This is a genomic window from Mycobacterium sp. 050134, assembly GCF_036409085.1.
Taxonomy (GTDB): domain Bacteria; phylum Actinomycetota; class Actinomycetes; order Mycobacteriales; family Mycobacteriaceae; genus Mycobacterium.
This window is the reverse complement of the sequence record NZ_JAZGLV010000005.1, coordinates 19301-41122: the sequence shown is the minus strand read 5'-3', so window position 1 is coordinate 41122 and position 21822 is coordinate 19301. Positions and strand designations below refer to the sequence as shown.

Here is a 21822-nt window from a genome sequence, read left to right as displayed (position 1 = left end):
TGGATGCGTTCGACGCTGGTACAAAGCGTTGCTTGGGTTTACGAGGGTACGAGGGGATAGGGCAGGGGAAGAGGAGATATGCCTACCGACTATGACGCTCCACGCCGCACTGAGACCGACGACGTCTCGGAGGACTCGCTGGAGGAGCTGAAGGCGCGACGCAACGAGGCGGCCTCGGCCGTCGTCGACGTCGACGTCGACGAAACCGCTGAATCTTTCGAGCTGCCGGGGGCCGACCTTTCGGGGGAAGAGCTGTCCGTTCGGGTCATCCCGAAGCAGGCCGACGAGTTCACCTGCTCGAGTTGCTTCCTGGTGCAGCACCGCAGCCGCCTGGCCAGCGAGAAGAACGGCGTGATGATTTGCACCGATTGCGCGGCTTGACGAGCGTCAGCTGCGCAATGCCGACAACACCCGTTCGGGGCGGCGGCAACTCACCAGCCAATACGGCGTCGGATCATCGGGGTCGTCGAGTACCAGCAGGACCATGGGGCCGATCCACGCGCGGTGCAGCACGTAGGCGGCCGGGTCCAGCTGGCGGCCCAGGGCCGCGGACTTCGCCGACGGCGCCACTTCCGCCGACCGGGCGACGACCGTGATGGGCAGGTGCGCGTCGGCGGCCCACAGTTCGACACCGTCCGGGCCGGCTGTGACCTTTATCTCGACCCGTCCCAGCCACAGCAGCGCCCCGGCCGCGACCGCGAACAGCGTCGCGTACGGGACCCAGTCGGGCAGGGCGGGCACGCCGAGGGTGACCTCGAAAGCGACCAGCCCCGCGAGCCCGAAGCCCAGTGGCCACCACCACCACGGCACCCACAGCCGTTCGTGGTATCGCACGATGTGCGGCGCGATGCGCGTCTCTGACACGCGGTCAAGGGTAGTCTGTGGCCCCGTGCAGACCAGTCTCGCCATCGTTCGCCTCGACCCGGAGCTGCCGCTGCCCGGCCGCGCCCATGACGGCGATGCCGGCGTGGATCTGTACAGCGCTGAGGACGTCGAATTGCCCCCCGGGCACCGCGCACTCGTGGGAACGGGCGTCGCGGTCGCCATCCCGCACGGGATGGTCGGTTTGGTGCACCCGCGATCGGGTTTGGCTGCGCGCGTTGGGCTCTCGATCGTCAACAGCCCCGGGACCATCGACGCCGGCTACCGCGGCGAAATCAAGGTGGCGCTGATCAACCTGGACCCGGCCGAGCCGATCGTCATCCACCGCGGCGACCGCATCGCCCAGCTCCTAGTGCAGCGGGTCGAGCTGGTGGAGCTGGTCGAGGTGTCGTCGTTCGACGAGGCGGGCCTGGCCGAAACCTCCCGTGGCGATGGCGGCCATGGCTCCTCCGGAGGACATGCGAGTCTGTGATGGCATTCGGTAGACGTAAGGACGACAACGACGAGGCGCGCTCCGATCTCGCGGAGCAGGCCGCCGAGAATCAGTCCGGCGACGAGGTCGAGGAGATCGAAGGCCCGTTCGACATCGACGACTTCGACGACCCGTCCGTCGCCGAACTGGCCCGGCTCGACCTGGGCTCGGTACTCATCCCGATGCCGGAGACCGGCCAGCTGCAGGTCGAGCTGACCGAGACCGGGGTCCCCAGCGCGGTGTGGGTGGTGACGCCCAACGGGCGGTTCACCATCGCCGCCTACGCCGCCCCCAAGACGGCCGGGCTGTGGCGCGAGGTGGCCGGTGAGCTCGCCGAGTCGCTGCGCAAGGACTCGGCCAAGGTGAGCATCAAGGACGGCCCGTGGGGCCGCGAGGTCGTCGGCACGGCCTCGGGCGTGGTGCGGTTCATCGGGGTCGATGGCTACCGCTGGATGATCCGATGCGTCATCAACGGTCCGCACGAGACGATGGAGGCGCTGGAGCAGGAGGCGCGGGCGGCATTGGCCGACACCGTGGTCCGGCGCGGTGACACCCCCCTTCCGGTGCGGACGCCGCTGGCGGTGCAGCTGCCCGAACCGATGGCCGAGCAGCTGCGCCAGGCCGCGGCCGCCCAGCAGGCCCAGCAGCAGGACGCGGCGCAAGAGACGCCCGTCGAGGCGCCCAACGAACCGGTCGCGCGCCGCGGCGCCGAGGGGTCGGCGATGCAGCAGCTGCGCACCACGACCGGCGGCTAAATCTCACCGAGCGCGGCCAGGCAGGCCGCGCCCAAGGCTGACGGGTTCGCGCCGAGCTGCTCCAGGGTCAGGGTGCGCAGGGCCGCGCGCGGGGTGGCGCCGACCCAGTCGACGGCGACCTGCAGCGGGTGGATGGGGTCGTCGACGGCGGCGGCCGCGCCCAGGGGCGCGGTCAGTCCGGCCAGCTCGGCTCGGCTCGGCGCGACGTACCCGGCGGCCTCCTCCATCGCGTCGGGCAGCTTGGGCCACTGCCCGCGCCACGAGCGCGTCAGCTCCTCGGCCAGCCACGGTGGGCTGGACGCGCGCATCGCGGCGGTCGTGGCGGCCAGGCCGTCGGCGCGGAGCTGGGCCGCCGAATGCCGCGCCGCCTGCGCGGCCGGTGCCGCCCCCGGCGCCCCGGTCCAGGCCGGCAGCGCCGCCAGCACCGCCACCGTGCGATCGGGGTGGGCCAGCGCCCAGGCGGCGGCCACCGCGGCGCCGATCGAAACCCCCCCGACGGCGATCGAACCGCTGCGCGCGGCGTCGTTCAACGCCGACAGGTAGCCGCCGATCAACCGGCCCGGCCGCGGCCGCGGGGCGATCAGGGACGCCCCGGCCTCGGCCAACGGCCCCGCGAACGCCCGGTTGACGTAGTCATCGTCGCTGCCGGTTCCGGCGAGCAGGACGGCCGTGACACCGCGCAGATCGACACTCACCCCCCGATCCTGCCCCGCCCCGAGGGGCGCTCCGACACCAGGTTTGGTTCGGTTGGCGCGGGGGAACCAAGAGGTCTACGGTGTCCGTTGGCATAGATAGAAGCACAACGCACATCAGCGGCTTTATCAGCATTGTCAGGAGTGGCCATGGGGGCCCAAGGGTATCTGCGCCGGCTGACCCGTCGTCTGACGGAGGATCCGGAGCAACGCGACTGTGCGGAGTTGTCCGACGAGGTCGCGAGTATCGGCGCGCAGCGTGTGATCGATTGTGAGCGTGGCCAGGAGGTCACCATGATCGGCACGCTGCGCAGCGTCGAGACCAACGGCAAAGGCTGTTCGGGCGGCGTCCGCGCCGAACTGTTCGACGGCAGCGATACCGTCACCCTCGTGTGGTTGGGGCAGCGCCGCATACCCGGCATCGACTCCGGCCGCACCCTGCGGGTCCGCGGCCGGCTGGGCAAGCTGGAGAACGGCACCAAAGCCATCTACAACCCGCACTACGAAATCCAGCGGTGATCGCCCCCGACGATTGGGGGGCAGGTCCACAGCCGGAATCCGGGACCACCGACCGCGTCACCCCGGACCGCCTCATCGCCCAGCTGGGCGGCGTGAGCGGTGTCATCTACTCGTCGCTGCCGGTGGTGGTGTTCGTGGCCGCGTCGAGCCTGTCCGGCCTGGGCCCCGCCATCGGCGCCGCGATGGGCGTGGCCACGCTGATCCTGCTGTGGCGGTTGATCCGGCGAGGGTCTATCCAGCCGGCGTTCTCCGGCTTCATCGGCGTCGCGGTCTGCGCACTGATCGCCTACGTCGTCGGCGCGTCCAAGGGCTATTTCCTGCTGGGCATCTGGATGTCGCTGCTGTGGGCGATGGTGTTCGCGGCGTCGGTCGTCATCCGCCGGCCGCTGGCCGGCTACGCCTGGAGTTGGGCGACCGGGCGGGACCGCGCGTGGCGCGCCGTCCCGCGCGCCGTCTATGCGTTCGACGCCGCATCGCTGTGCTGGGTGATGGTCTTCACGTCCCGGTTCATCGTCCAGCGGCTCTTGTACGAGGCCGATCAGACCGGTTGGCTCGGGTTCGCCCGGATCGCGATGGGCTGGCCGCTCACGGTGATGGCCGCCCTGGTCACCTACGCGGCGATCAAGGCCGCGCAGCGCGCCATGGCAGGCGCCGACAGCGCCGGGTTCGAGGCGGACACCGCCAGCGATTAGTCGTCGGCGGGCGCGGTGTCCGGCAACAGCAGCGCGCGCAGCTCCTCTTCCACGTCGGCGATCGCCACGAACAGCAGCTCGTCGCCGCCCTCGAGTGGCTCGTCGGCCTCCGGCACGATCACCCGCGGGCCGCGCAGGATCGTGACCAGCGAGGCGTCGCGCGGCAGCTGCAGCCGGCGCACCGGCTTGCCGCCCCACGGCGTGTCGTCGGGCAGGGTGATCTCGACCAGGTTGGCCTGGCCCCGGCGGAACTCCATGAGCCGCACCAGATCACCGACGGCGACCGCCTCCTCGATGAGCGAGGCCAGCATGCGCGGCGTCGACACCGCGACGTCGACGCCCCAGGCGTCCGTGAACAGCCATTCGTTGCGGGGATCGTTGACCCGGGCCACCACTCGCGGCACCGCGAACTCGGTCTTGGCCAGCAGGCTGAGCACCACATTGGCCTTGTCGTCGCCGGTCGCGGCGACGACCACGTCGAACTCCTCGAGGTGAACCGCCTCCAGCAGGCTCAGTTCGCACGCGTCACCCAGCCGCCAATGCGCGGCCGGGATGGCGTCGACGTCGACGTGGTCGGGATTGCGCTCGATGAGCGTCACGTCGTGATCGTTGCCGACGAGCTCGCGGGTGACGGACCGGCCGACCGCGCCGGCCCCGGCCACAGCAACTCTCATTTGCGCGGTCCTGTCTCGAGGTCCTCATTGGGCGGGAGCGCGGCGATGGCCACCGCCTCGGCGGCCCGGCCGGAGATCGCGGCGATGTACACCTGGTCGCCGGCCTGGATCACGGTCTTCGGCTCGGGCAGGACGCCGGTGCCGAACCGGATCAGGAACGCGACCCGCGCGCCGGTGGCCTGTTCGAGGTCGGTGGCCCGGTGCCCGACCCAGTCCTCGTGCAGGTCGAGTTCGGCCACGGCGACGGTGCCCGTCGGGTCTCGCCACTTGGCGGTCTCGCTTTCCCGGGTCAGGGCGTTGAGCAGGCGGTCAGTGGTCCACGGCACGGTGGCGATCGTCGGAATGCCCAGGCGCTCGTACACCTCGGCGCGTTTCGCGTCGTAGATGCGGGCGACCACGCGCTTGACGCCGAACGTCTCCCGCGCCAGCCGGGCCGAGATGATGTTGGAGTTGTCGCCGGAGGAGACGGCGGCGAAGGCATCGGTTTCCTCGATGCCCGCCCGGAGCAGCACGTCGCGGTCGAATCCCTGGCCCAGCACCCGCTCGCCGGCGAACTCCGCACTGAGCCGGTTGAACGCGGAGCTGTCGCGGTCGATGACCGCAACCTCGTGGCCGATACGGGACAGCCCGTCGGCCAGCGACGATCCCACCCGGCCGCAGCCCATGACAACCACCCGCACTTGAGGTCCTCTCGGCTGGTCCTGCTTTAGGTGACGCGATCGGCAACCCGGGTTGGCCAGCCGATTTCGTTCAGCAACATTCTCGCCCACGGAACGCTACCGGCAACTCGGGATGGGCTTACCCTTGGCTCTCGTGTCGAAATTTTCAACGGCCGCGCGCCGGTTGCTGATCGGTCGGCCGTTTCGCAGCGACCGATTGAGTCACACCCTGCTGCCCAAGCGCATCGCCTTGCCGGTGTTCGCCTCCGATGCGCTGTCGTCGGTGGCGTACGCCCCGGAAGAGGTCTTCCTCATGCTGTCGGTGGCCGGGGTCTCCGCCTACGCGCTGACGCCGTGGATCGGACTCGCGGTCGCCGCGGTCATGCTCGTCGTGGTGGCCAGCTACCGCCAGAACGTGCACGCCTACCCCTCGGGCGGCGGCGACTTCGAGGTTGTTACCACCAACCTCGGCGACACGGCCGGCCTCGTGGTCGCCAGCGCTCTGATGGTGGATTACGTTCTCACGGTTGCTGTTTCGACGGCCTCGGCGATGTCGAACATCGGCTCGGCCATCCCGCTCGTCGCCGACCACAAGGTGTTGTTCTGTGTGGTGTCGATCCTGCTGGTGATGGGGCTGAACCTGCGCGGCATCCGCGAATCCGGGGTGGCCTTCGCGATACCGACCTACGCGTTCATCGCCGGGGTCTTCATCATGATCGGCTGGGGCCTATTCCGGATCTTCGTGCTGGGCAATCCGCTGCGGGCCGAATCCGCGGCGTTCCAGATGCACGCCGAGCACGGCCAGGTCGTCGGCTTCGCGCTGGCGTTCCTGGTGGCGCGGTCGTTCTCCTCGGGGTGCGCCGCGCTGACCGGGGTCGAGGCGATCAGCAACGGGGTGCCGGCGTTCGAGAAGCCGAAGTCGCGTAACGCCGCAACGACGCTGCTGATGTTGGGCGTGATCGCGGTCACCCTGCTGATGGGCATCATCGTGCTGGCCGAGAAGATCGGCGTGCAGCTGGTCGACGACCCGGCCCGCCAACTGTCCGGCGCCCCGCCGAACTACTATCAGAAGACCCTGGTGACTCAGCTGGCGGAGACGGTGTTCGGCAGTTTCCACCTCGGGTTCCTGCTCATCGCGACGGTGACCGCCTTGATCCTGGTACTGGCGGCCAACACCGCGTTCAACGGGTTCCCGGTGCTGGGTTCGGTCCTGGCGCAACACAGCTACCTGCCGCGGCAGCTGCACACCCGCGGCGACCGGCTGGCGTTCTCCAACGGGATCCTGTTCCTGTCGGGGGCGGCCCTGTTGGCGATCATCGCGTTTCGCGCCGAGGTGACCGCGCTGATCCAGCTCTACATTGTCGGCGTGTTCATCTCGTTCACGCTGAGCCAGATCGGCATGGTCCGGCACTGGACCCGGCTACTGCGTACCGAGACCAATCCCAAGGTGCGGCGGCAGATGATGCGCTCGCGGGTGGTCAACACGGTCGGGTTGCTGTCCACCGGCGCGGTGTTGCTGGTCGTCCTGGTGACCAAGTTCGTCGCGGGGGCCTGGATCGCGCTGTTCGCGATGAGCCTGCTCTTCATCATCATGAAGATGATTCACCGCCATTACAACACCGTCGGCCGTGAATTGGAGCAACAGGAAGCCGCCCAGCACGACGTCGTCCTGCCGAGCCGCAACCACGCGCTGGTGCTGGTGTCCAAGCTGCACCTGCCGACCCTGCGCGCGCTGGCGTATGCGCGTGCTACCCGCCCGGATGCGCTCGAGGCCCTCACGGTCAGCGTCGACGACGCGGAGACCCGCGAGCTGGTGCACAAGTGGGAGGAAAGCGATATCAGCGTGCCGCTCAAGGTCATCGCCTCGCCATACCGCGAAATCACCCGGCCCATACTGGATTACGTCAAACGGGTCAGCAAGGAGTCGCCGCGCACCGTGGTCACGGTGTTCATCCCCGAATACGTGGTCGGCCACTGGTGGGAGCAGGTGCTGCACAACCAGAGCGCGCTGCGGCTCAAGGGCCGGCTGCTGTTCATGCCCAATGTGATGGTGACTTCAGTTCCGTGGCAACTGAATTCGTCGGAGCGGCTCAAGACGTTTGAGCACCACGCGGCGCCGGGGGACGCCCGTCGGGGAATCTTCGATTGAGCGTGCAGCCGGAACTTACCCTGGTGACGGGGGACCCCGCCAACGGTGGCAGCTGCGTGGCGCACCACGACGGCCGGGTGGTGTTCGTCCGCTACGCCCTGCCCGGCGAGCGGGTACGGGCGCGCGTCACCGCCGAACGCGGATCGTATTGGCATGCCGAGGCGATCGAGGTGCTCGAGCCGTCGGACGACCGGACCGAGTCGCTGTGCCCGATCGCCGGCGTGGACGGCGCCGGCTGCTGCGACCTGGCGTTCGCCGCGCCGGAGGCGGCCCGGGCGTTCAAGGCCCACGTCGTGGCGAACCAGCTGCAGCGGCTCGGCGGCCATCAGTGGAGCGGTGAGGCCGAACCGCTGGCCGATTCGGCTCCCACCGGGTGGCGCACCCGCGTCCGGCTGGACGTGGGCGCCGACTGCCGGCCGGGTTTTCACCGTTACCACAGCGACGAGCTGGTGACCGACCTGCGCTGCGCCCAGCTGCCGGACGGCATGCTCGACGGTTTGGCCGGCCCCGACTGGCCGCCGGGCGCCCAACTGCACGTGGCCGTGGGCGACGACGGCGAGCGCCACGTGGTGCGGACGCTGCGCCAGGGCCGGCGCACCGCGACCGCCGTCGTCGAAGGCGCCTACGAGGCCGCCCAGCGGGTGGGTGGGCGCACCTGGCGGGTTCCGGTGACCGCGTTCTGGCAGGCGCATCGGGACGCGGTTCGCGTGTACAGCGGCCTGGTCGCCGAGTGGGCGCAGCCAAGGGCCGGGATGACGGTCTGGGATCTCTACGGCGGCGCCGGTGTTTTCGCCGCCGCGCTGGGCGAAGCGGTGGGGGAGTCCGGGCGGGTGCTGACCGTCGACACGTCACGCGCCGCGACGCGGGCCGCCCGCATCGCCCTGGCGGACCTGCCGCAGGTGGAGGTCGTGACCGATTCGGTGCGGCGCGCGTTGACGGCCCGGCGGGCCGCGGCCGACGTGGCGGTCCTGGATCCGCCGCGTGCGGGCGCGGGCCGCGAGGTCATCGACCTGCTGGCCGCCGCGCAGGTGCCGAGGTTGGTGCACATCGGTTGCGAGCCCGCCTCTTTCGCCCGTGACGTCGGCCTGTATCTGGGCCACGGCTACGCCGTCGAAAAGATCAGGGTGTTCGACGCCTTCCCGCTCACCCACCACACCGAGGCCGTCGCGTTGCTGACCCGCGCGTAGCGAGGCGCCCGAACCCCGGCAGCGGTTAGACTCCGTCGCGGTGTGTCGGGAAGTCTGGTCGGCGATGTCCTCGATGTGCCCGCCGACCGACCGAAAGGTTTGAGTGCCTACCACCGCAGGGCCTTCCCGCCTCCGGGTGCCGCGATCGTGAACGACAGCCTTCGCTATGCCCTGATCATCTTGTTCGCCAGCGCGGTCGGTCTGGTCGCGGTGCTGGCGAACCGCCTGACCGAGCGGGTCAAGATCCCCGTGCCGCTGCTCGTGCTGGTCGGCACCGCGCTGGCGGTGCACGCCGTGCCCTGGGTGCAGCCACCGTCCGAGCGGATCGTGGAACAGGTCATCACCGTCGCGCTGGTGCTGGTGTTGTTCGACGGCGGAATGCACATCGGGCTCTCGCGGTTCCGCGCGGCGGTGGCGCCGATCCTGTCGGTCGGGGTCGCGGGCACCGCGCTCACCGCCGCCGGCGCGGCGCTGATGCTGCACTATGGGTGCGGAGTCGGGTGGTTCCCCGCGGTGCTCGTCGCCACGGCGGTAGCGCCCACCGATCCGGCCGTGGTCTTCTCCGTGCTGGGCAAGCGCGAGATCAGGGGCCGCAGCAGCACCATCCTGGAGGGCGAGTCCGGCGCCAACGATCCGGTCGGCATCGCGTTGATGTCCAGCCTGATCGCCGCCGGTGGCCTCAGCGTGGCCGGGTTCGCCGGCGTGGGAACTCAATTCGTGTTGCAGATGGTCATCGGCCTCGCCGTCGGGGTGGCCGGCGGCCGCGCCCTGCTGGTTTTCATGCGCCGCGTGGCGCTGCCGAGCGAGGCCCTTTACCCGCTGCGGACGCTGGCATCCAGCCTGATGCTCTACGGCATCGCCACGCTCGCGCACGGGTCGGGGTTCCTGGCGGTGTTCGTCGCCGGCATCGTGATCGGCGACGCCCGCGCGCCCTACAAGCCGGAGATCAAGCGCTTCCACGCGGCCCTGGCCGGGCTGGCCGAGATCGTCGCGTTCGCCATCCTCGGTCTGACCGTCGACCTCGACGTGCTGGTCCATCCCGACGTGTGGATTCCCGGGCTTGTCCTCGGGGCCGCCCTGACGGCCCTGATCCGTCCGGCCGCCGTGGGCGCCTGCCTGGTCGGCGTGCGGCTCGCGCGAAACGAACGCCTCTTCATCCTGTTCGCCGGGCTCAAGGGGGCAGTGCCGATCCTGCTCGGCGAGTTCCTGCGGGCCGCGCACATCCCGGACGCCGAACGCCTCTACGGCATCGTCGTCGTGGTCGTCGTCTTCTCGGTACTGGTGCAGGGCAGTGCGGTGCCCGGCGTCGCCCAACTGCTGCGCCTCCCGATGCGAACTGTTCAGACTCAGCCGTGGGAGATCGGGGTCCGGCTGGCGGACGAACCGGAGGGCGTCCACCGCTTCAGCGTCGCTACGGGATCTGACGCGGAGGGCTGCACGGTCGAGGGCCTCGGCGACCGCGTCGGCGACATCTGGGTCAGCATCGTGGTGCGCACCACCGGCCTGGTGCCGGTGCGCGGTGACACCGAACTGCGCGCCGGCGACGAGGTCGTCCTCCTGGCGGATCCCGAACTTCACGACACCCTCGCCGCCCTTTTCGGCCGCCCGTAGCCCGGCCCCCTCCCGCCGGCGCCCTCTCGTTGCCGCGCTGGCTGCGTAGACTGACGGGATGCTGGAACAGATCCGCGGACCCGCCGATCTGCAGCACCTTTCCCAACAGCAGCTGCGCGCTCTCGCCGCCGAGATCCGCGAGTTCCTGATTCACAAGGTCGCTGCCACCGGGGGCCACCTCGGACCCAACCTGGGCGTGGTCGAGTTGACGCTCGCCCTGCACCGGGTGTTCGACTCCCCGCACGATCCGATCATCTTCGACACCGGCCACCAGGCCTACGTGCACAAGATGCTGACCGGGCGCGCCCACGACTTCGAGACGCTGCGCAAGAAGGGCGGCCTGTCCGGGTATCCGTCGCGCGCCGAGAGCGAGCACGACTGGGTCGAATCGAGCCACGCTAGCGCCGCGCTGTCCTATGCCGACGGCCTGGCGAAGGCGTTCGAGCTGAGCGGGCATCGCAACCGGCACGTCGTCGCGGTGGTCGGGGACGGCGCGCTGACCGGCGGCATGTGCTGGGAGGCGCTGAACAACATCGCCGCCTCGAAGCGGCCCGTGATCATCGTGGTCAACGACAACGGGCGCAGCTACGCGCCCACGATCGGCGGCGTCGCCGATCATCTGGCCTCCCTGCGGCTGCAGCCGGCCTACGAGCAGGCCCTGCAGAAGGGCCGCGAGGCCATCCGCGCCGTCCCGGTGGTCGGAAAACTCGCCTACCGCTTCATGCACAGCGTCAAGGCCGGCATCAAGGACTCGCTGTCGCCGCAGCTGCTCTTCACCGACCTCGGGCTCAAGTACGTCGGCCCCGTCGACGGGCACGACGAGCGCGCCGTCGAGGCGGCGCTGCGGCACGCCCGCGGCTTCGGGCGTCCGGTGATCGTGCACGTCGTGACCCGCAAGGGCATGGGCTTCGGGCCGGCGGAGGACGACGAGGCCGAGCAGATGCACTCGTGTGGCGTCATCGACCCCGTCACCGGCCGGGCCACCAAGGTCGCCGGGCCGGGCTGGACCGCCACATTCTCCGACGCGCTCATCGCCTTCGGCCGCAAGCGCCGCGATGTCGTGGCGATCACCGCGGCGATGCCCGGTCCCACCGGGCTGACGCCGTTCGGGCAGCAGTTCCCCGATCGCCTGTTCGACGTCGGCATCGCCGAGCAGCACGCCCTGACGTCGGCCGCCGGGCTCGCCATGGGTGGCATGCATCCGGTGGTCGCCATCTACTCGACCTTTCTCAACCGCGCCTTCGACCAGATCATGATGGACGTCGCGCTGCACAAGCTGCCGGTCACCATGGTGCTCGACCGGGCGGGCATCACCGGTTCGGACGGCCCCAGCCACAACGGCATGTGGGACCTGTCGGTGCTGGGCATCGTGCCGGGCATGCGGGTGGCCGCGCCGCGCGACGCCGCCCGCCTGCGCGAGGAGCTGGGCGAGGCGCTGGACGTCAACGACGGCCCCACCGCGCTGCGCTTCCCGAAAGGCGATGTGGGCGAAGACATCCCGGCGCTGGAGCGGCGGTCGGGCGTGGACGTGCTCGCGGTGCCGGCCGCCGGGCTGAACCACGACGTGTTGCTGGTGGCCGTCGGCGCGTTTGCGTCGATGGCGCTGGGAGTGGCCAAGCGGTTGCACAACCAGGGCATCGGCGTGACCGTGATCGACCCGCGCTGGGTGCTGCCGGTGTCCGACGCTGTCGTCGAATTGGCGGCGCAGCACAAGCTGGTCGTCACGTGCGAGGACAACGGGGTCAACGGCGGGGTCGGTTCGGCCGTTTCGGGAGCGCTGCGGCGCGCGGAGATCGACACGCCGTGCCGCGACGTCGGGCTGCCGCAGGAGTTCTTCGAGCACGCCTCCCGCGGCGAGCTGCTCTCGGAACTCGGGCTCACCGACCAGGACGTCGCCCGCCGGGTCACGGGGTGGGTCGCGGCGCTGGGCAGTGACGAGGCAAAACCCGAGATCCGCGAGCACCTCGACTAGGTCGGGCCCGGCGCCGAAATCGACGTTGGCGCGACCCTCACTCGGACTTTTCCGCGCTACCGTCGATTTCGGTGTCGCCGCCATTCGGCTGTCCCGGCTCGGCCGGCGGCCGCAGGGCCTCGGCCAGCACCCCGACCACCAGTTCACGCTGCCACGGCCGCGCGTGGCCGGCCCGCAGGAACGCGTCGACTGCGGCCGCCCGATCGCTCACGTCCTCCCAGTCCCAGCACAGCCGACGCACCAGGTCGGGCGCGACCAGGTTCTCGGTGGGAATCACGACCCGCTCCGACACCTCGGACAGCGCCGCCCGCGCGGCCTCGAGCCGCACGGCCGCCTCCGGTTTGCGCCTGCTCCACCGCGCCGCCGGGGGCGGCCCGTTCGGCGGCTCGACGTCCTCGGGAGGGCTCGGGTTCTTCCGGGCGGCTTCCAGGGCGGCCAGCCAGGTCGCCGCGCTGCGCCGCTGGTTGCGCCCGCCGAACACCGGCAGCGCGACGAGTTCCTCGATGGTCTTCGGGTCGGCGACCGCGGCGTCGATGATCGCCGCGTCGGGCAGGACGCGGCGGGGCGCGATGTCGCGGCGCTCGGCGATCCGGTCGCGCGTCGTCCACAGCTCGCGGATCGCGGCTAGGGCGCGCCGGTCGCGCACCCGGTGGATTCCCGAGGTTCGGCGCCAGCGGTCCCGCCGCGCGGCGCCGTCCCTGGGCGCCTCGCCCGTCTTGAAGGTGCGTAGATAGTCGAATTCTTCTGCGGCCCAGTCGGATTTGCCCTGGCGGTCGAGGACTTCCGAGATCGCCGCGCGCAGCTCGATCAGCAGCTCGACGTCCAGGGCGGCGTAGTTGAGCCATTCGGCGGGCAGGGGGCGCTTGGACCAGTCGGCCGCCCCGTGGCCCTTGGCTAACCCGAATCCCAGGAGCAGCTCGACCATGGTCGCCAGGTTCACCCGGTCGAAGCCGGCCAGCCGCCCGGCAAGCTCGGTGTCGTAGAGGGCGGGCGGCCGCATGCCGAGCTCGGCCAGGCACGGCAGGTCCTGGTCGGCGGAGTGCAGGATCCACTCGTCGTCGCCGAGCACCTCGGCGACGGGCCGCAGCGCGGTCAGCGGGTCGGCGCCGTGGCTGACGGGGTCGATGAGGACGGTGCCGGCGCCGGCCCGCCGGATCTGGATCAGGTACGCCCGGTTGGAGTAGCGGAAGCCCGACGCACGTTCGGCGTCCACCGCGAACGGGCCGTGCCCGCCGTCCAACAGCCGCGCGGCCGCTTCGATCTCACGCACGCTCACCGACAGCTCGGGGAGTCCGTCGGCGGGATGCAGCAGGGGCCGGGCCGCGGGTGCCTCGGGGGCGGTGCTGCCTCGGTCGTCGGTGTCGGGTTCGCTCATGTCAGGCGCGGGAGCGCGAGCTGAGGTCGGTGACCCCGGCCGGCGGCAGACCCGCGGCATGCTCGAGCACGTCGCAGAACGCCTCGACGTGCGCGCCGACGTCGGGGGTGGTGGCGGTCCACGACGCCCGCAGCTCCAGCTGGTGGGCGCGGGGCGGCCCGGAAATGTCGCCGTAGCGCACCGAGGTGGTGGCGGTGACGGTCCCGCCTAGGGCGGTGACGCGCTCGGTGCGCGACGCCAGCGCGTCGTGCAGCCAGCTCCACGCCACCTCGGGCAGCAGCGGATCGACGGCCTCGCTGGGGTCCAGGTCGGCCTGGATGAAGGCGACCAGTCGTAGCGTGCCGTCCCAGGCATCGGCGCCTTCGGGGTCGTACAGCAGGATGAGCCGGCCGAAGGCGTCGCCCTCGGAGCGCTCGGGAACGATTTCGAGGTCCGGGTGTTTGACCTCGGCTCCGAGGGCGTAGCTGAAGGGCGCCAGCCGCTGCGGGGGGCGGATTGGTCCCAGCTCGATCTCCGGCCGCGGGGTTACGGCGTTCATTGTCGCCACCGCCTCGCGGAACGGTGCCGGTTCGAGTGAGCTCACAGCGTCCGACGGTAGACCCATGGGTGGATGCGCCGAAACAGGCGCGCCGATCCGGGCGCCCGTCGCGACCAAGCCGTTATCCGCGCTCGCCGGGGCCGCGCCGGAGCTGAACGGGCTGCTCAGGGGGTGTTCCCGCCCGCGAACCTGGCCGGGCGCTTCTCCCGGTGCGCCGCCAGTCCCTCTTGGACGTCCGGGCCGCCGAAACTGAGAAATTCCAGGCCGAGCGACGTCTCGAAGGTGGGCCCGAACATGCGATACCAGGAATTGAGGCTGTGCTTGGTCCAGCGGATCGCGTTCTGCGCGCCCCGCGCCAGGTTCTCCGCGAGGCGGGTCGCGGTCGGCAGGACGTCGTCGTCGTCGACGCAGGTGGACACCAGGCCGATGCGCTCGGCCTCCTCGCCGAGCAGCGTCTCGCAGGTCAGCAGGTAGTACTTGGCCTTGGCCATCCCGACCAGCAGCGGCCAACAGATCGCGGCGTGGTCGCCCGCCGCGACGCCCAGCTTGGTGTGCCCGTCGATGAGTTTCGCGGTGCGGCCCGCGACCGAGATGTCGGCGAGCAGGGCGACCACCAGGCCCGCGCCGACGGCCGGTCCCCGGATCGCCGAGACCACCGGCTTGTCGAAGTTGACCATGTTGAGCACCAGGTCGCGGGCCTCCCGCATGATGCGGATCCGGCTTTCGTAGTCGCCGATGGTCTCGGCGATCAGGTCGAAGCTGCCGCCGGACGAGAAGGCCTTGCCCTCGCCGCGGACCAGGACCACCCGCACGGCGGGGTCTCGGTCGATCGCCGGCCAGATGTCGGCCAGATCCCGGTGCATCTGCGGGCCGACGGAGTTGAGCCCGGGGGAGTCGAGCACCAGGGTCAGGATGCCGTTGTCGCCCAGTTCGCAGCGCAGGCTGGGGAAGTCGTCGTAACGCACCGGGGGCTCGCTGACTGGCACGGTCGTCGATATTACGCAGCGACCGGGTCATGGCAGCATTGAGGACAATGGACAGACCAGCTCGTACTCGCCGCGACCTCCCCGAGTCGCCCTACCTGGCCGCCGTCTCCGGCCGCAAGCCCGCCCGGATCCCGGTGTGGTTCATGCGCCAGGCCGGTCGCTCGCTGCCGGAGTATCGCGAGCTGCGGGCGCAGACCGACATGCTGGCGGCCTGCTTCGACCCCGAGCTGGTCTGCGAGATCACCTTGCAGCCGGTGCGCCGCCACGACGTCGACGCGGCGATCTTGTTCTCCGACATCGTGGTTCCGCTGCTCGGTGCCGGCGTCGACCTGGACATCGTGGCGGGCGTCGGGCCGGTGATCGCGTCGCCGGTGCGCACGACCGCCGACGTCGATGCGCTGAAACCCCTTGACGCACAACGTGTCCAGCCGGTGGCCGACGCGGTCGGCCTGCTGGTGGCCGCCCTGGGCGGGGTGCCGCTGATCGGGTTCGCCGGCGCGCCTTTCACGCTGGCGTCCTACCTGATCGAGGGCGGACCCAGCCGTCACCACGCGCGCACCAAGGCGATGATGCTCGCCGAGCCCGACAGCTGGCACGCGCTGCTGGAGAAGCTGACTGACATCACGGTCGGTTTCCTAAGGGCGCAGCTCGACGCCGGCGTGGACGCCATCCAGGTGTTCGACTCCTGGGCCGGGGCGCTGTCGCTGGCCGACTACCGCGCCTGCGTGGCGCCGCACAGCGCGCGGGTGTTCGCCACGCTCGCCGAGTACGGCGTCCCCATGACTCACTTCGGGGTGGGGACGGCCGAACTGCTGGGCGCGATGTCGGCGGCCGGTGCCACCGTCGTCGGCGTGGACTGGCGGACCTCGCTCGCCGACGCCGCCACGCGCGTCGCGCCCGGCACCGCGCTGCAGGGCAATCTCGATCCGGTGGTGGTGCTGGCCGGCTGGCCGGTGGTCGAACGCGCCGCGCGGGCCGTGGTCGACGACGGGCGCCGCGCGGTCGACGCGGGAGCGGGCGGCCACGTCTTCAACCTGGGCCACGGCGTGCTGCCGGAAACCGATCCCGGCGTGCTGACCGAGCTGGTGTCACTGGTCCATTCCCTATGAGCCAGTCGTATTGCGTTGTCGGGGGCGGAATTTCGGGACTGACGGCGGCATACCGGTTGCGCGCGGCCGCCGGTCCGGCCGCGTCCATCACCCTGTTCGAGCCGGGGGACCGGCTGGGTGGCATCCTGCGCACCGAGTCGGTCGGCGGCCAGCCGATGGACCTCGGCGCCGAGGCGTTCATCCTGCGCCGGCCCGAGATGCCGGCGCTGGTGGCAGAACTGGGCCTATCGGGGCGCCAGCGGGTCTCCGCCGGGGCGCGGCCATTGATCTACAGCCAGGGGGAATTGCACCCGCTGCCCACCGGCACGGTCGTCGGCATCCCGTCGTCGGCGGCGTCGGTGGCCGGCCTCGTCGACGACGAGACGGTGGCGCGCATTCGGGACGAACCGGCGCGGCCGCTGGACTGGCGCGCCGGCAGCGATCCGTCGGTCGCCGACGTGGTGGCCAACCGGTTCGGCGAGCAGGTGGTGGCCCGGTCCGTCGATCCGTTGTTGAGCGGGGTGTACGCGGGCTCGGCGGCGACCATCGGTCTGCGCGCGGCGGCCCCAGGTGTGGCGGCGGCCCTCGATCGCGGCGCCGCGAGCCTGACCGACGCCGTCCGGCGCGCGTTGCCGCCCCCCAACGGCGCGCCGCTGTTCGGGGCGCTGGATGGCGGATACCGGGTGTTGGTCGACGAACTCGTGGCGCGCAGCGGGTTGCGCTGGGTTCGCGCCGCGGTGAACCGGCTCGAACCGATCGGGTCGGGCTGGTCGCTGATCGACGACACCGGCGCCGCGTGGCGCGCCGACGCGGTCGTTGTGGCCGTCCCGCCGGCCCGCGCCGCCGGGCTGCTCGGTGAAATCGCCCCGCGCACGGCCGCCGCGGCCGGCCGGATCGCGACCGCATCGGCGGCGGTGGTGGCGCTGGCCGTGCCCGGTGACACGCCGTTCCCGCAGTGTTCGGGTGTGCTCGTCGCCAGCGGCGAGCCGTTGCGGACCAAGGCGATCACCCTGTCGTCACGCAAGTGGGGACAAGGGGGCGACGGCCAGTTGTTGCGGCTGTCGTTCGGGCGCTTCGGCGACGACGTCGCGGTCACGACCTCCGACGCCGACCTGCTGGCCTGGGCGGTGGCCGACGTGGCCGCCGTGTTCGGGCTCGCGGTCGAGCCGTTCGATGCGCGGGTGCAGCGGTGGATCGACGCGATGCCCCAGTACGGGCCCGGGCACGCCGACCTGGTCGCCGAGGCGCGCGCCGGTTTGCCCCCGACGCTCGCCGTGGCCGGCAGCTACCTCGACGGCATCGGCGTGCCGGCGTGTGTCGCGGCGGCCGGCCGCGCGGTCGAGGCCCTCGGCGCCGAAGTGGCACCATAGGGGCTATGGCCAAGCTCGACTACGACACCCTCAACGCGACGATCCGCTACCTGATGTTCTCAGTCTTCTCCGTGCGGCCGGGCACGCTCGGAGACGAGCGTCACGCCGTCGTCGACGAGGCGGCGACGTTTTTCAAACAGCAGGAGGAGCGCGGGGTGGTGGTGCGCGGCCTCTACGACGTCGCGGGCTTGCGCGCCGACGCCGACTTCATGATCTGGACTCACGCCGAACGCATCGAGGCGCTGCAGGCCACCTACGCGGACTTCCGGCGCACCACCGCGCTGGGCCGGGCCTGCTCGCCGGTGTGGAGCAGCGTGGCACTGCATCGGCCGGCGGAGTTCAACAAGAGCCACATCCCGGCGTTTCTGGCCGGCGAGGAGCCCGGCGCCTACATCTGCGTCTATCCCTTTGTGCGGTCCTACGAGTGGTACCTGCTGCCCGACGACGAACGCCGGCGCATGCTCGCCGAGCACGGCATGGCGGCCCGGGAATACAAGGACGTCCGCGCCAACACGGTGCCGGCGTTCGCGCTCGGCGACTACGAGTGGCTGCTGGCGTTCGAGGCCCCCGAGTTGCACCGCATCGTCGATCTGATGCGCGAGTTGCGCGCCACAGACGCCCGCCGGCACACGCGCGAGGAGACGCCGTTCTTCACCGGCCCGCGGGTGCCCGTCGAGCAGTTGGTCAACTCGCTGCCATGAGCACCCCATTCGATCCCACCGACCCGGCCCGCTTCGAGGAGATGTACCGGGACGACCGGCTGTCGCACGGGCTGCCGGCCGCCACGCCGTGGGACATCGGCGGCCCGCAGCCGGTGGTCCAGCAGCTGGTTGCCCTGGGGGCGATCAGGGGTGAGGTGCTCGACCCGGGCACCGGGCCCGGCCACCACGCGATCTACTACGCATCGAAGGGCTATGCGGCGACGGGCATCGACGGGTCGGCGACGGCACTGGAGCGCGCGCGGGGCAACGCGCGCGCGGCCGGGGTGTCGGTCGACTTCGAGCTGGCCGACGCCACCAAGCTGGACGGCTTCGAGGGCCGCTTCGACACCGTCGTCGACTGCGCGTTCTACCACACGTTCAGCTCCGATCCGCAGCTGCAGAGGTCGTACGTGCAGGCGCTGCGCCGCGCGACCAAACCGGGCGCGCGGCTCTACATGTTCGAGTTCGGCCAACACGACGTCAACGGCTTCACGATGATGAGGTCGTTGTCCGAGAGCGACTTTCGCGACGTGCTCCCGGTCGGTGGGTGGGAGATCACCTACCTGGGGCCCACCACCTATCTGGTCAACATCAGCGCCGAGCAGATCGAGATGATGGCCGCGCGCAATCCCGACATGGCCGAGCAGACCGATGACATGCTCAAGCGCTTCCGGGCGATGGAGCCGTGGCTGGTCAACGGACGCGTGCATGCCCCGTTCTGGGAAGTGCATGCGACGCGGGTGGACTAAGGCGGGCCTCTTTTCTTCGGGCCGCCGCGACACGTAAACCGCTGCGACGACACGCCGGAGTTGGTCGCAACCATTTACATCTGGTGGAGCCGGGATTTGTGCAGCGGCGTCTTCCTCTAGGTGGAAGACGTTTTCAGAGGCAGTGAGGCTGTGCGGCAGGGGAGGCTGACTCCCTATCAACTGCGAACCGGGTTTCGCGCGATTCATCACGACGTATATCTGGCGAAGTGCGAGCCGCTATCAATGAGGACCCGTACCGTCGCGGCCTGGCTGTGGTCGGACCGGCGCGGCGTCATGGCGGGCCTCGCCGCGGCGGCGCTGCACGGCTCGCGCTGGATCGACGACGACGAGCCCATCGAACTGGTCTGGCGGAATCGGCATGCCCCGGGCGGCGTGATCACCCGTAATGAGCGGCTTGGAGCGGATGAAGTCACGCGCGTTGCCGGTCTGCCCGTGACCACGAGGGAGAGAACGGCCTATGACTTGGGCAGGCGATTGCCCAGGGGCGACGCGGTGGCGCGGCTAGATGCGTTGATGCGAGCGGGCCCGTTTCGCGCTGAGGGCGTTCTGCGGCTGGCCGCGCGGTACCCGCGTGCGCGTGGCCTTCGACGGCTGCGCGGGGCCCTTCCACTCGTCGACCCGGGTGCCGCGTCACCCAGGGAAACCTGGCTCCGCCTCGTGCTCATCGATGCCGGGCTGCCCGCGCCGGAAACGCAGATCCCCGTGAATGAGAACTGGCGAACGGTCGGCGTGCTGGATATGGGTTGGGAGGAATACAAAGTCGCCGTCGAGTACGACGGCGACCATCACCGCGCCGACCGCCGCCAATATGCCAAAGACCAGTGGCGAATACGCAAGCTCGAAGCACTCGGCTGGATCGTGATCCGCGTGATCGCCGACGACAGCGCAGAGGACGCAGTGCGGCGCGTCCGCGAGGCGCTCTTCCGTCGTGGATTCCGCCAGACGTAACTGGCTGCGATGCGCCCCGGCGTGTCGTCGCAACTGGTTACGTGTCGCGGAAGGTCAGCCGCCCGCCGCCGCCAGACGCAGCGAGATCGAGTTGATGCAGTAGCGCTGGTCGGTGGGCGTCGGGTATCCCTCGCCCTCGAAGACGTGGCCCAGGTGGCTGTGGCAGTTCGCGCACAGCACCTCTACCCGTCGCATGCCCATCGAGTCGTCGGGGCGCAGGATCACCGCGTCGGAGTTCGCCGGGTCGAAGAACGACGGCCACCCGCAGTGGGACTCGAATTTCTCGGTGCTGCGGAACAATTCGGCGCCGCAGGCCCGGCACTGATAGACGCCTTCGGTCTTGGTGTCGGTGTACTCGCCGGTGAAGGGCCGCTCGGTGCCGGCCTGGCGCAGCACGTGAAACTCCTCGGGTGTGAGCTTCTGCCGCCACTCGGCATCGGTCAGCTGCAGCTTCGGACTTGTCATGTGTCCAAGTTAGCTCGATTTGCGGTTTTGCAGCCACGCCGGATCGATCCCGTCATCCAGCCGGTCCTCGGCCTTGGCGTCGAGATAGCGGAAGTACAGCACCGCGAACACCACGATGAGCAGGAGCGACCAGCCGTACGTGATCTTCAGGTAGTGCAGGGCGCGGCCGTACCTCATCCACCGGTAAATCAGCCAGTCGTCCAGCGCCAGGAAGCCGTAGACCCCGAGCCACGCCGGCCAGTTGCGGATCAGCGAGTTGGGCAGGACGACGGTCATCAGGAACGGGAACAGCATCATCGAGTAGTAGCCCTGGGCCAGCGACAGCACCAGCCACGACCACAGCAGCAGCACGCCCGAGGAGCTGGTGAACCAGAACAGCGGATCGCGGGTGCGGTAGTAGCGGTACAGCAGCCGCAGGGCACCAATGGCGAGCAGCGTGAACAGGATTCGCAGGAACACGATCAGCCAGGTGGGCAAGCCGAAGTACACGCCGTTGCCCTCGATCGAGCTGTTGAAGTAGTCGCGCGTTCCCAGGATGTAGGGCACCGTCTTGGTGAAGAAGTCCATCGGGTGGCTGACCAGCGGCCAGGCGGCGGCGTTGATCGCCACGGGCACCGCGATCGCGGGGACCAGCGCCCGCCACTGGCGATTGAGCAGCGGCAGCAACAGCAGCGGCCCCAGCAGCGGTTTGAGCGTCAGGGTCAGCCCGATCGCGACGCCGGCCCACCATTGGCGGTTCACGCGCCCATCCAGGAGCCAGCGCAAAAACAGCGTCTCCGCGAGCAGCACGCAGCCGTTGATGTTGGTGAACACCAGGGTGCTGGTCACGCTCTCGGTGCAGAACATGGCGAGCAGCAGGGCGGGCGCGGCCACCGACGCCATCGTGAACTTGAACATCCGCAGCAGCAGGTACCAGGCGATGAGGATCGCCACCGTGTTGATCAGCACGAACAGGTACCGCGACGGCGTGAAGGACAGGTATCCGAACGGCGCCATCAGCAGCGTGCCGCCGGGCGGGTACAGGTAGTGCGGGTCGACGTAGTCGAAGTGCTCGTTGTAGATGTCCCAGCCGCGCCGGAAGTTCAGCACCGCCCGATAGACGGGCTTGAAATCGTCGGTGATGTTGCCGTTGAGCGTGAGGATGATGCTGCGGTGCAGCACCGACATGATCGCCAGCGGCCACAACGCCGAGCGCACGATGGTCGCCGCGCTCGGTGCGCCCGTGCGGGGAGCGAAGGCGGCGAGCGCCCGCTCGCGCAAGCCGGTTCGGGTCGAGTCAGCTGCCGTCACCAGCGCACCGTACACCGCCCGCCCGCC

General features: G+C 70.3%; 23 protein-coding genes. 14 read left to right on the top strand and 9 right to left on the bottom strand.

The features are described 5' to 3' along the window. Nucleotides 1–78: 78 nt before the first annotated feature. A complete protein-coding gene (locus SKC42_RS07340; RefSeq protein ID WP_330963650.1) occupies nt 79–381 on the top strand; it encodes a DUF4193 domain-containing protein in 303 nt (100 codons plus the stop codon). A gap of 6 nt (nt 382–387) precedes the next feature. Here the strand turns inward: SKC42_RS07340 and SKC42_RS07335 are convergent, their stop codons facing one another. After that, on the bottom strand, nt 388–864 hold the full coding sequence (locus SKC42_RS07335) for a DUF3093 domain-containing protein (protein ID WP_330963649.1): 477 nt from the start codon (nt 862–864) through the stop codon (nt 388–390). 25 nt (nt 865–889) lie between these two features. On the opposite strand from SKC42_RS07335, the gene dut reads away from it, so the two are divergent. Both dut and SKC42_RS07325 read left to right on the top strand, forming a co-directional pair. Continuing rightward, entirely contained in the window at nt 890–1354 is a 465-nt protein-coding gene (gene dut / locus SKC42_RS07330; RefSeq protein WP_330963648.1) for a dUTP diphosphatase, read from the top strand. Continuing rightward, on the top strand, nt 1354–2109 hold the full coding sequence (locus SKC42_RS07325) for a DUF3710 domain-containing protein (RefSeq protein ID WP_442932030.1): 756 nt from the start codon (nt 1354–1356) through the stop codon (nt 2107–2109). The genes dut and SKC42_RS07325 overlap by 1 nt, the downstream gene beginning before the upstream one ends. Here the strand turns inward: SKC42_RS07325 and SKC42_RS07320 are convergent. Next, nucleotides 2106–2804 carry an alpha/beta hydrolase gene (locus tag SKC42_RS07320; protein ID WP_330963646.1) on the bottom strand — a complete coding sequence of 233 codons (699 nt, stop codon included), beginning with the start codon at nt 2802–2804 and terminating at the stop codon, nt 2106–2108. The genes SKC42_RS07325 and SKC42_RS07320 overlap by 4 nt on opposite strands. A gap of 147 nt (nt 2805–2951) precedes the next feature. Here SKC42_RS07320 and SKC42_RS07315 point away from each other — a divergent pair, with 147 nt between their 5' ends. Continuing rightward, nucleotides 2952–3320, top strand: coding sequence for an OB-fold nucleic acid binding domain-containing protein (locus tag SKC42_RS07315; protein ID WP_330963645.1), 369 nt, complete (start codon nt 2952–2954; stop codon nt 3318–3320). Further along, complete coding sequence (locus tag SKC42_RS07310) at nt 3320–4012, top strand: DUF3159 domain-containing protein (protein WP_442932047.1); 693 nt, start codon at nt 3320–3322, stop codon at nt 4010–4012. The genes SKC42_RS07315 and SKC42_RS07310 overlap by 1 nt, the downstream gene beginning before the upstream one ends. Here SKC42_RS07310 and SKC42_RS07305 read toward each other — a convergent pair. Beyond that, on the bottom strand, nt 4009–4686 hold the full coding sequence (locus tag SKC42_RS07305; protein WP_330963643.1) for a potassium channel family protein: 678 nt from the start codon (nt 4684–4686) through the stop codon (nt 4009–4011). The genes SKC42_RS07310 and SKC42_RS07305 overlap by 4 nt on opposite strands. Further along, a complete protein-coding gene (locus SKC42_RS07300) occupies nt 4683–5366 on the bottom strand; it encodes a potassium channel family protein (RefSeq protein WP_330963642.1) in 684 nt (227 codons plus the stop codon). Before SKC42_RS07300 ends, SKC42_RS07305 begins: the two co-directional genes overlap by 4 nt. A 133-nt stretch (nt 5367–5499) precedes the next feature. Here SKC42_RS07300 and SKC42_RS07295 point away from each other — a divergent pair, with 133 nt between their 5' ends. The 4 genes from SKC42_RS07295 to dxs all read left to right on the top strand — a co-directional run bounded on the left by SKC42_RS07295 (nt 5500) and on the right by dxs (nt 12264). Continuing rightward, nucleotides 5500–7494: an APC family permease gene (locus SKC42_RS07295; protein ID WP_330963641.1), complete on the top strand. Its 1995-nt coding sequence runs from the start codon at nt 5500–5502 to the stop codon at nt 7492–7494. Continuing rightward, a complete protein-coding gene (locus SKC42_RS07290) occupies nt 7491–8681 on the top strand; it encodes a class I SAM-dependent RNA methyltransferase (RefSeq protein ID WP_330963640.1) in 1191 nt (396 codons plus the stop codon). The genes SKC42_RS07295 and SKC42_RS07290 overlap by 4 nt, the downstream gene beginning before the upstream one ends. Before the next feature lie 147 nt (nt 8682–8828). Next, complete coding sequence (locus tag SKC42_RS07285; protein WP_330963639.1) at nt 8829–10292, top strand: cation:proton antiporter domain-containing protein; 1464 nt, start codon at nt 8829–8831, stop codon at nt 10290–10292. A 58-nt stretch (nt 10293–10350) separates the two neighbouring features. Next, nucleotides 10351–12264: a 1-deoxy-D-xylulose-5-phosphate synthase gene (gene dxs / locus SKC42_RS07280; RefSeq protein WP_330963638.1), complete on the top strand. Its 1914-nt coding sequence runs from the start codon at nt 10351–10353 to the stop codon at nt 12262–12264. A gap of 37 nt (nt 12265–12301) precedes the next feature. Here the strand turns inward: dxs and SKC42_RS07275 are convergent, their stop codons facing one another. The 3 genes from SKC42_RS07275 to SKC42_RS07265 all read right to left on the bottom strand — a co-directional run bounded on the left by SKC42_RS07275 (nt 12302) and on the right by SKC42_RS07265 (nt 15163). Continuing rightward, a complete protein-coding gene (locus SKC42_RS07275; RefSeq protein WP_330963637.1) occupies nt 12302–13639 on the bottom strand; it encodes a ribonuclease D in 1338 nt (445 codons plus the stop codon). A 1-nt stretch (nt 13640) separates the two neighbouring features. Further along, the gene (locus SKC42_RS07270; protein ID WP_330963636.1) at nt 13641–14243 is read right to left on the bottom strand and encodes a DUF3000 domain-containing protein; all 603 of its coding nucleotides are present in this window, start codon (nt 14241–14243) and stop codon (nt 13641–13643) included. A 98-nt stretch (nt 14244–14341) separates the two neighbouring features. After that, nucleotides 14342–15163: an enoyl-CoA hydratase/isomerase family protein gene (locus SKC42_RS07265; protein WP_330963635.1), complete on the bottom strand. Its 822-nt coding sequence runs from the start codon at nt 15161–15163 to the stop codon at nt 14342–14344. Between the two features lie 47 nt (nt 15164–15210). Between SKC42_RS07265 and hemE the strand changes: the two genes are divergently transcribed. The 5 genes from hemE (at nt 15211) to SKC42_RS07240 (ending at nt 20040) form a co-directional block, all read left to right on the top strand. Further along, on the top strand, nt 15211–16272 hold the full coding sequence (hemE, locus tag SKC42_RS07260) for a uroporphyrinogen decarboxylase (protein ID WP_330963634.1): 1062 nt from the start codon (nt 15211–15213) through the stop codon (nt 16270–16272). Then, nucleotides 16269–17621, top strand: a complete 1353-nt coding sequence (locus SKC42_RS07255; protein ID WP_330963633.1) for a protoporphyrinogen oxidase — start codon at nt 16269–16271, stop codon at nt 17619–17621. The genes hemE and SKC42_RS07255 overlap by 4 nt, the downstream gene beginning before the upstream one ends. A 5-nt stretch (nt 17622–17626) precedes the next feature. Further along, nucleotides 17627–18322: a hydrogen peroxide-dependent heme synthase gene (gene hemQ / locus SKC42_RS07250; protein WP_330963632.1), complete on the top strand. Its 696-nt coding sequence runs from the start codon at nt 17627–17629 to the stop codon at nt 18320–18322. Further along, nucleotides 18319–19071 carry a class I SAM-dependent methyltransferase gene (locus tag SKC42_RS07245; RefSeq protein ID WP_330963631.1) on the top strand — a complete coding sequence of 251 codons (753 nt, stop codon included), beginning with the start codon at nt 18319–18321 and terminating at the stop codon, nt 19069–19071. The genes hemQ and SKC42_RS07245 overlap by 4 nt, the downstream gene beginning before the upstream one ends. 120 nt (nt 19072–19191) lie before the next feature. Continuing rightward, entirely contained in the window at nt 19192–20040 is an 849-nt protein-coding gene (locus SKC42_RS07240) for an endonuclease domain-containing protein (protein ID WP_330963630.1), read from the top strand. A 54-nt stretch (nt 20041–20094) separates the two neighbouring features. Here the strand turns inward: SKC42_RS07240 and msrB are convergent, their stop codons facing one another. After that, nucleotides 20095–20505, bottom strand: coding sequence for a peptide-methionine (R)-S-oxide reductase MsrB (gene msrB, locus SKC42_RS07235; RefSeq protein ID WP_330963629.1), 411 nt, complete (start codon nt 20503–20505; stop codon nt 20095–20097). A 9-nt stretch (nt 20506–20514) separates the two neighbouring features. Then, nucleotides 20515–21810 carry an arabinofuranan 3-O-arabinosyltransferase gene (gene aftC, locus SKC42_RS07230; RefSeq protein ID WP_330963628.1) on the bottom strand — a complete coding sequence of 432 codons (1296 nt, stop codon included), beginning with the start codon at nt 21808–21810 and terminating at the stop codon, nt 20515–20517. Nucleotides 21811–21822: the final 12 nt, after the last annotated feature.

Bases quoted from the DNA above. Each gene is read 5' to 3' on its own strand.
- SKC42_RS07340 (WP_330963650.1), top strand. From the start codon at position 79: ATGCCTACCGACTATGACGCTCCACGCCGCACTGAGACCGACGACGTC.
- SKC42_RS07325 (WP_442932030.1), top strand. From the start codon at position 1,354: ATGGCATTCGGTAGACGTAAGGACGACAACGACGAGGCGCGCTCCGAT.
- SKC42_RS07315 (WP_330963645.1), top strand. From the start codon at position 2,952: ATGGGGGCCCAAGGGTATCTGCGCCGGCTGACCCGTCGTCTGACGGAG.
- SKC42_RS07305 (WP_330963643.1), bottom strand. From the start codon at position 4,686: ATGAGAGTTGCTGTGGCCGGGGCCGGCGCGGTCGGCCGGTCCGTCACC.
- dxs (WP_330963638.1), top strand. From the start codon at position 10,351: ATGCTGGAACAGATCCGCGGACCCGCCGATCTGCAGCACCTTTCCCAA.
- SKC42_RS07275 (WP_330963637.1), bottom strand. From the start codon at position 13,639: ATGAGCGAACCCGACACCGACGACCGAGGCAGCACCGCCCCCGAGGCA.
- SKC42_RS07270 (WP_330963636.1), bottom strand. From the start codon at position 14,243: ATGGGTCTACCGTCGGACGCTGTGAGCTCACTCGAACCGGCACCGTTC.
- hemE (WP_330963634.1), top strand. From the start codon at position 15,211: ATGGACAGACCAGCTCGTACTCGCCGCGACCTCCCCGAGTCGCCCTAC.
- SKC42_RS07255 (WP_330963633.1), top strand. From the start codon at position 16,269: ATGAGCCAGTCGTATTGCGTTGTCGGGGGCGGAATTTCGGGACTGACG.
- hemQ (WP_330963632.1), top strand. From the start codon at position 17,627: ATGGCCAAGCTCGACTACGACACCCTCAACGCGACGATCCGCTACCTG.
- SKC42_RS07245 (WP_330963631.1), top strand. From the start codon at position 18,319: ATGAGCACCCCATTCGATCCCACCGACCCGGCCCGCTTCGAGGAGATG.
- msrB (WP_330963629.1), bottom strand. From the start codon at position 20,505: ATGACAAGTCCGAAGCTGCAGCTGACCGATGCCGAGTGGCGGCAGAAG.